Origin of the sequence: Nocardioides sp. (assembly GCF_051876515.1) — a bacterium.
GTDB lineage: Bacteria > Actinomycetota > Actinomycetes > Propionibacteriales > Nocardioidaceae > Nocardioides.
Map to the genome: position 1 here is coordinate 1 of NZ_JBJEHY010000210.1, position 6,235 is coordinate 6,235.

7 protein-coding genes are annotated in these 6,235 nt (G+C 72.7%); all 7 read right to left on the minus strand.

Going from position 1 to position 6,235, the window contains the following annotated elements; translation table 11 throughout:
• Nucleotides 1-1,401 (minus strand): primosome assembly protein PriA (locus ACI379_RS15250; protein ID WP_439792960.1); only part of this gene is annotated, 1,401 nt, incomplete at its 3' end.
• Nucleotides 1,402-1,479: 78 nt separating this feature from the next.
• The gene (metK, locus tag ACI379_RS15255) at nucleotides 1,480-2,682 is read right to left on the minus strand and encodes a methionine adenosyltransferase (RefSeq protein WP_439792961.1); all 1,203 of its coding nucleotides are present in this window, start codon (nucleotides 2,680-2,682) and stop codon (nucleotides 1,480-1,482) included.
• A 93-nt stretch (nucleotides 2,683-2,775) separates the two neighbouring features.
• Entirely contained in the window at nucleotides 2,776-4,029 is a 1,254-nt protein-coding gene (coaBC, locus tag ACI379_RS15260; protein WP_439792962.1) for a bifunctional phosphopantothenoylcysteine decarboxylase/phosphopantothenate--cysteine ligase CoaBC, read from the minus strand.
• 13 nt (nucleotides 4,030-4,042) lie between these two features.
• Nucleotides 4,043-4,345, minus strand: a complete 303-nt coding sequence (rpoZ, locus tag ACI379_RS15265) for a DNA-directed RNA polymerase subunit omega (RefSeq protein WP_439792963.1) — start codon at nucleotides 4,343-4,345, stop codon at nucleotides 4,043-4,045.
• 83 nt (nucleotides 4,346-4,428) lie between these two features.
• Nucleotides 4,429-5,016, minus strand: a complete 588-nt coding sequence (gene gmk, locus ACI379_RS15270; RefSeq protein WP_439792964.1) for a guanylate kinase — start codon at nucleotides 5,014-5,016, stop codon at nucleotides 4,429-4,431.
• An 8-nt stretch (nucleotides 5,017-5,024) separates the two neighbouring features.
• The gene (mihF, locus tag ACI379_RS15275) at nucleotides 5,025-5,351 is read right to left on the minus strand and encodes an integration host factor, actinobacterial type (protein ID WP_439792965.1); all 327 of its coding nucleotides are present in this window, start codon (nucleotides 5,349-5,351) and stop codon (nucleotides 5,025-5,027) included.
• A gap of 119 nt (nucleotides 5,352-5,470) precedes the next feature.
• Nucleotides 5,471-6,235 (minus strand): orotidine-5'-phosphate decarboxylase (gene pyrF, locus ACI379_RS15280; RefSeq protein ID WP_439792966.1); only part of this gene is annotated, 765 nt, incomplete at its 5' end.

Sequence of the window (6,235 nt, forward strand, 5' to 3'; positions counted from 1 at the left end):
CGTGCGCACGTTGCCGCGGACCGGCGCACGCAGGCCGTGGTGGCCGCACGTCGGACAGGCCCAGGCCGGGGCCGCCGTGGCGCACCAGCGGCATGCCGGCGGAGTCGTCGGGCCGGTGAGCTGCATGGGACCGGCACAGTGGGTGCACCGGGCGGGGGTGCGGCACTGCTCGCAGGCCAGCGCGGGGGCGTACCCCTGGCGCGGGGTCTGCACGAGCACCGGTCGCCCGTCGTCCAGGGCGGTCCGGATCGCGTCGCGCGCGACGCGCGGGAGCCTGGTCGCGATGGCGCGGTCCTCCGCGGGGACCACGTCGACCCGGACCCGTCGACGCACCTCCTCGCGGGGCACGTCCAGCGGCGCTGCGAAGCCCGAGGCGACCCACTGGTCCGCCTCGATGCTGCGGGCGAACCCGCCGACGAGCAGCCCCGCCCCCGTCTGCTCCGCACGCAGCCGCAGCACCTCGCGGGTGTGCGGGTACGGGGCGCGAGGCTCGTGGTGCGAGGGGTCGCCGTCGTCGAAGATGACGAAGAGCCCCACGTCGCGCACCGGGGCGAAGGCGGCCGAGCGCGTCCCCACCACGACGCGACGGGCCCCGCGCGAGACCGACAGGAACTCGGCGTACCGCTGGGCCGGTCCCACGTCCGCGCGGAGCACGGCGTGCTGGCCCTCCCCCAGCAGGTCGGTCAGGGCCGCGGAGACCCGGTCCACGTCGCGACCGTCGGGCACACAGACCACGGCGCCGCGGCCCGCCGCGAGCGCGACTCCGACCGCCTCGGCCACCATCGCCGGCCAGTCGTCGCCCGGGACCGCTCCCCACACCGCGTGCGGGGCAGAACCCTCGCCCAGGTGGCGGAAGAAGGCGTCGTGGTGGCGCACGTGTCCCCACCTCGCCGGTGCCGGCAGGGCCAGGAGCGCGGGAGCCGGCGTCGAGGCCACCCGCTCCGTCGTGGCGTGGCGCGGCGGCACCGCGAGGCGCAGCACGTCGGCCCGCACCCCGGCCCAGTGCTGCGCCACGAGGCCGCTCAGGGCTGCGATCTCGGGGCTGAGCACCGGCTCCGGGCTCACCACCCGCTTGAGGGGTTGCAGGCGGCCGTCGTGGGCGCTCTGCTCGCCCCGCCCCACCACGAACCCGGGCACCTCCTGCCCGGCGAACCTGACCTTCACCCGCGCGCCCGGGACGGCGGCATCCGCCATCGAGGCCGGGACTGCGTAGTCGAACGGGCGGTCGAGGTGGGCGAGCGGCAGGTCGAGCAGCACGCTCGCCACCGGGCGCTCAGCCGCGGGCTCCCACGACTGGGCGTTGCGGGCGCGGGTGGCCGCTGCCTTGGCCTGCGCGTCCGCGACGGCAGCACGGAGCCCGGGCAGCATCTCTGCCCCGGCGCCGTCGCCCGATGTGGTCATGAGGAGATTCCTAGCAGGAGCCGCCGACACGTCGAAGCCCTCCCCGCGACGGGCGGGGAGGGCTTCAGCGTGGAACGGTCAGAGGCCGGCCGCGGCGCGAAGCTTCTCGGCGCGGTCGGTGCTCTCCCAGGTGAACTCGGGCAGCTCGCGACCGAAGTGGCCGTACGCCGCGGTCTTGGAGTAGATCGGGCGCAGCAGGTCGAGGTCGCGGATGATCGCGGCGGGCCGCAGGTCGAAGACCTGCAGGACGGCCTCCTGGATCTTCTCGTCGTCCACGACACCGGTGCCGAAGGTCTGGATGAAGACGCCCACCGGGGCCGCCTTGCCGATCGCGTACGCGACCTGGGCCTCGCAGCGGCGCGCCAGTCCGGCGGCCACGACGTTCTTCGCGACCCAGCGCATCGCGTACGCGGCGGAGCGGTCCACCTTGGACGGGTCCTTGCCCGAGAACGCGCCACCACCGTGGCGGGCCATGCCGCCGTACGTGTCGACGATGATCTTGCGGCCGGTGAGGCCGGCGTCGCCCATCGGGCCGCCGACGACGAACTTGCCGGTCGGGTTGACCAGGATGCGGTGGCCCTCGGAGTCGATGTCGAAGCCCTCGAGCACCGGCTCGATCACGTACTCCTTGATGTCGGACTCGAGCTGGGCGTGCCCGATCTCCTCCGCGTGCTGCGTGGAGAGGACCACGGTGTCGATGCGCACCGGGCGGTCGTCCGCGTCGTACTCGATGGTGACCTGCGTCTTGCCGTCGGGTCGCAGGTACGGGAGCGTGCCGTCCTTGCGGACGACCGACAGCCGCTCGGAGAGGCGCTGCGCGATCGTGATCGGCAGCGGCATCAGCTCGGGGGTGTCGTCGCAGGCGTAGCCGAACATCAGGCCCTGGTCGCCGGCGCCGCGCTTGTCGAGGTCGTCCTCGGAGTCACCCACGCGGGTCTCGTGACCCTCGTCGACGCCGGCCGCGATGTCGGCGGACTGCGCACCGATCGCCACCTGGACGCCACAGGTACGCCCGTCGAAGCCCTTGTCGGAGTCGTCGTAGCCGATCTCGAGGATCTTGGCGCGCACCAGGTCCGCGACCGGGGCGTACGCGTTGGTGCGGACCTCGCCCGCGACGACCACGAGGCCCGTGGTCAGCAGCGTCTCGACGGCGACACGCAGGTTCTCGCGGTCGCTGTCAGCCTCCATGAGGTAGTCGAGGACGGCGTCACTGATCTGGTCAGCGATCTTGTCGGGGTGACCCTCGGTCACCGACTCCGACGTGAAAAGACGTCCGGGCACTCTCATCTCCCAGTTCTGTGTGATCGGCCGACGGGTTGCCGTCGGCACAAGGTGGCCAAGCATACGCAGGAGTAGGAACGCGGTTGCGCTGTCTCAGCGTGCAAGTCCGGCGACCACGAGATCCCAGATCACGTGGGCCAGCTGGGCCTTCGACCCACGCGGCACCTCCACGGTATCCCCCTGGGTGGAAAGGATGACCGCAGCGTTGTCGGGGCTGCCGAAGACGGCACCGCCGCTCACGTCGTTGACGACGAGCAGGTCGCAGCCCTTGCGGGCCAGCTTGGCGCGCCCCAGGTCGAGCACCGATCCCGTGTCGTCACCGGTCTCGGCGGCGAAGCCGACGATGACGGCACCCTCGCGCAGACGGTGCTGCGAGATCTCCTTGAGGATGTCCGGGTTCTGCTCGAGCTCGATGGTCGGCGAGGAACCGTCCTCGGCCTTCTTGATCTTGGCCCGGCTGACGCTGGTGGGCCGGTAGTCGGCGGGCGCTGCCGCCATCACCACGGCGTCGGCCTCGCGGGCGGCGGCCACGACCGCCTCCCGCAGCTGCGCGGTCGTCTCGACGCGGACCACGTCGACGCCCGCGGGGTCCGTCAGCGCCGTGTTGGCCGCCACGAGGGTCACCCGCGCGCCCCGGGCGGCAGCGGCCCGGGCCAGGGCGTACCCCTGCAGGCCGCTGGACCGGTTGCCGAGGAAGCGGACCGGGTCGAGGTACTCGCGGGTGCCGCCCGCGCTCACCACGACGTGTCGACCCGTCAGGTCGGCGGGGGTCCGGCCGCGGGTGAGGACCTCGCGGCAGAGGTCGAAGATCTCGACGGGATCGGGCAGGCGCCCCTTGCCGGTGTCCTTGCCGGTCAGGCGCCCGTCCGCGGGCTCCAGGACCAGCACGCCGCGCTCACGCAGCGTGGCGACGTTGGCGACCGTCGCGGGGTGCTCCCACATCTCGGTGTGCATCGCGGGCGCGAGCACGACCGGACAGCGTGCGGTCAGCAGCGTGTTGGTCAGCAGGTCGTCCGCGATCCCGTGGGCCGCCTTGGCCATGAGGTCGGCGGTCGCCGGGGCCACCACGACGAGGTCGGCCTCCTGGCCGATCTTGACGTGCGGCACCTCGTGCACCCGGTCCCACACCTGGGCCGAGACGGGCTTGCCGGACAGCGCCGACCAGGTGGGCGCGCCGACGAACTCCAGCGCGGCCGCGGTCGGCACCACCGTCACGTCGTGCCCGGACTCGGTCAGTCGTCGCAGCAGCTCACAGGCCTTGTACGCGGCGATGCCGCCTGCCACGCCCAGGACGACACGCGGCCGCGCTCCCTCAGGGAGCGCGGCCTCGTAGCGGTCGGTCGTCACCAGTACCGCCGAGTCACTCGGCAGCAGGCGCGTCGGCCTCGGCGGCAAGCTCCGCCGGGTCGATCTCCTCGTAGGTCAGCAGGTCCTCGTTGATCTCGCGCAGCGCGATCGAGAGGGGCTTCTCCTGGACGTGGGTGTCCACGAGCGGGCCGACGTACTCCAGCAGGCCCTCGCCGAGCTGGGAGTAGTAGGCGTTGATCTGGCGGGCGCGCTGCGCACCGTAGAGGACCAGACGGTACTTGCTGTCGGTCTTGGACAGCAGGTCGTCGATCGGAGGGTTGGTGACACCCTCAGCAGCAGTCGTGGGAGAAGCCACAGTCGAAACGCCTCACAGGCTCGGGGACTCGGAACGACGTCCGGTCCGCTTGCACCACCCGCGGGGCGGCTCGGACCCCTCGATCAGGAGCCGGCGGAGCCAGACGTCACCATCAAGGCTACCAACTGCTCGGCCGCTTCGTTAACTTCGGCGTTCACAATCGTCACGTCGAACTCCGTCTCCGCGGCCAGCTCGTCGCGCGCCGTGGCCAGCCGACGCTCCCGCTCGGCCTCGTCCTCGGTGCCCCGACCGACGAGTCGTCGTACGAGCTCGTCCCACGACGGCGGCTTCAGGAAGACCAGCAGCGCCTCGGGCATGTTGGCCCGCACCTGGCGCGCACCCTGCAGGTCGATCTCCAGCATGGCGGGACGGCCCTGGGCCAGGACGGCCTCGACGGGACCGCGCGGCGTGCCGTACCGGGCGACCTTGTGCACGGTCGCCCACTCCAGCAGGTCGTCGCGGGCGACCATGTCGTCGAACTGCTCGTCGGTGACAAAGTGGTAGTGGACGCCGTCCACCTCGCCCGGTCGCGGGCGACGCGTCGTCGCCGAGACCGAGACCCACACCTCGGGGTGCGTCTCGCGGACCCGGGCCGCGACCGTTCCCTTGCCCACGGCCGTGGGGCCGGCGAGGACGACCAGTCGCGACGGGGCCACGGGGTTGTTGCTCACGCGGGGCCTCAGGCGTCGGTGGAGGGCGCGAACTCGCGCTCCAGCGCCGCCACCTGCTTGACCCCCAGGCCACGCACACGGCGGCTCTCGGCGATGCCCAGGCGCTCCATCACCTGACGGGCGCGGACCTTGCCCAGACCGGGCATCGACTGCAGCAGGTCGACCACGCGCATCTTGCCGATGACCTCGTTCTCCTGGCCCTCGGCCAGCACCTCGACGATGGAGGCGCCCGCATTCTTGAGGCGGTTCTTCACCTCGGCCCGCTCACGTCGCGACGCGGCAGCCTTGTCGAGCGCCGCCTGACGCTGCTCGGGGGTGAGTGAGGGCAGTGCCACGAGGTGTTCCTTCTGTCGAGGGGGTTGCAGTTCGGTCAATCTAGTCACAGCCGCAGCGCCCCGGCAATCGGGGGTCCCTGCTCGCAGACGACCGTCCGGGCGGGCGTGTGAGCGGCCCCTCAGCCGGCGAGCCCCGCAACCGCGTCGTTGTCGCGCCGAGCCGCGTCACGCAGCTGGACCGGGTCGGGCCCGGCGACCAGGACACCCCGGCTGGACGAGGGCAGGACGCGGTGGGCGGCCGCGCCGAAGATCCGGCGCATGTCCTCCACTGTGCCGCCCTGGGCCCCGAAGCCCGGCGCCAGGATCGGGCCGCCGAAGTCGAGGTCCTCCTCGGTGCCGGTCAGGGTCGCTCCGACCACGGCCCCGAAGGAGCCCTCGCCGTCGGCCCCGGCGTTGAGCTCGCGCAGGTGGTCGAGCACCACGCCCGCGACAGAACGCTCCCCCGCCCTCGCGTGCTGGACCTCGGGGCCCTCGGGGTTGGACGTGAGGGCGAGGACGAAGACGCCGCGGCCGTGGCGGCGCGCCGTCTCCACCATCGGCGTCAGGGAGCCGAAGCCGAGGTACGGCGACGCGGTGATCGCGTCCGCCGCCAGCGGCGAGGCCGAGTCGAGGTAGGCGTCGGCGTACGCCTGGCTGGTGGAACCGATGTCGCCGCGCTTCACGTCCAGCAGCACCAGCGCGCCCGCGGCCCTCGAGGCCTCCATGACCCGCTCGAGCACGGCGACGCCGCGGCTGCCGAACCGTTCGAAGAACGCGCTCTGCGGCTTCACCACGCTGACCTCACCGGCCACCGCCTCCACCACGGTCATCGAGAACCGCTCCAGCCCGTCGAGGTCGTCCTCGAGTCCCCAGGCCCGCAGGAGGGCAGAGTGCGGGTCGACGCC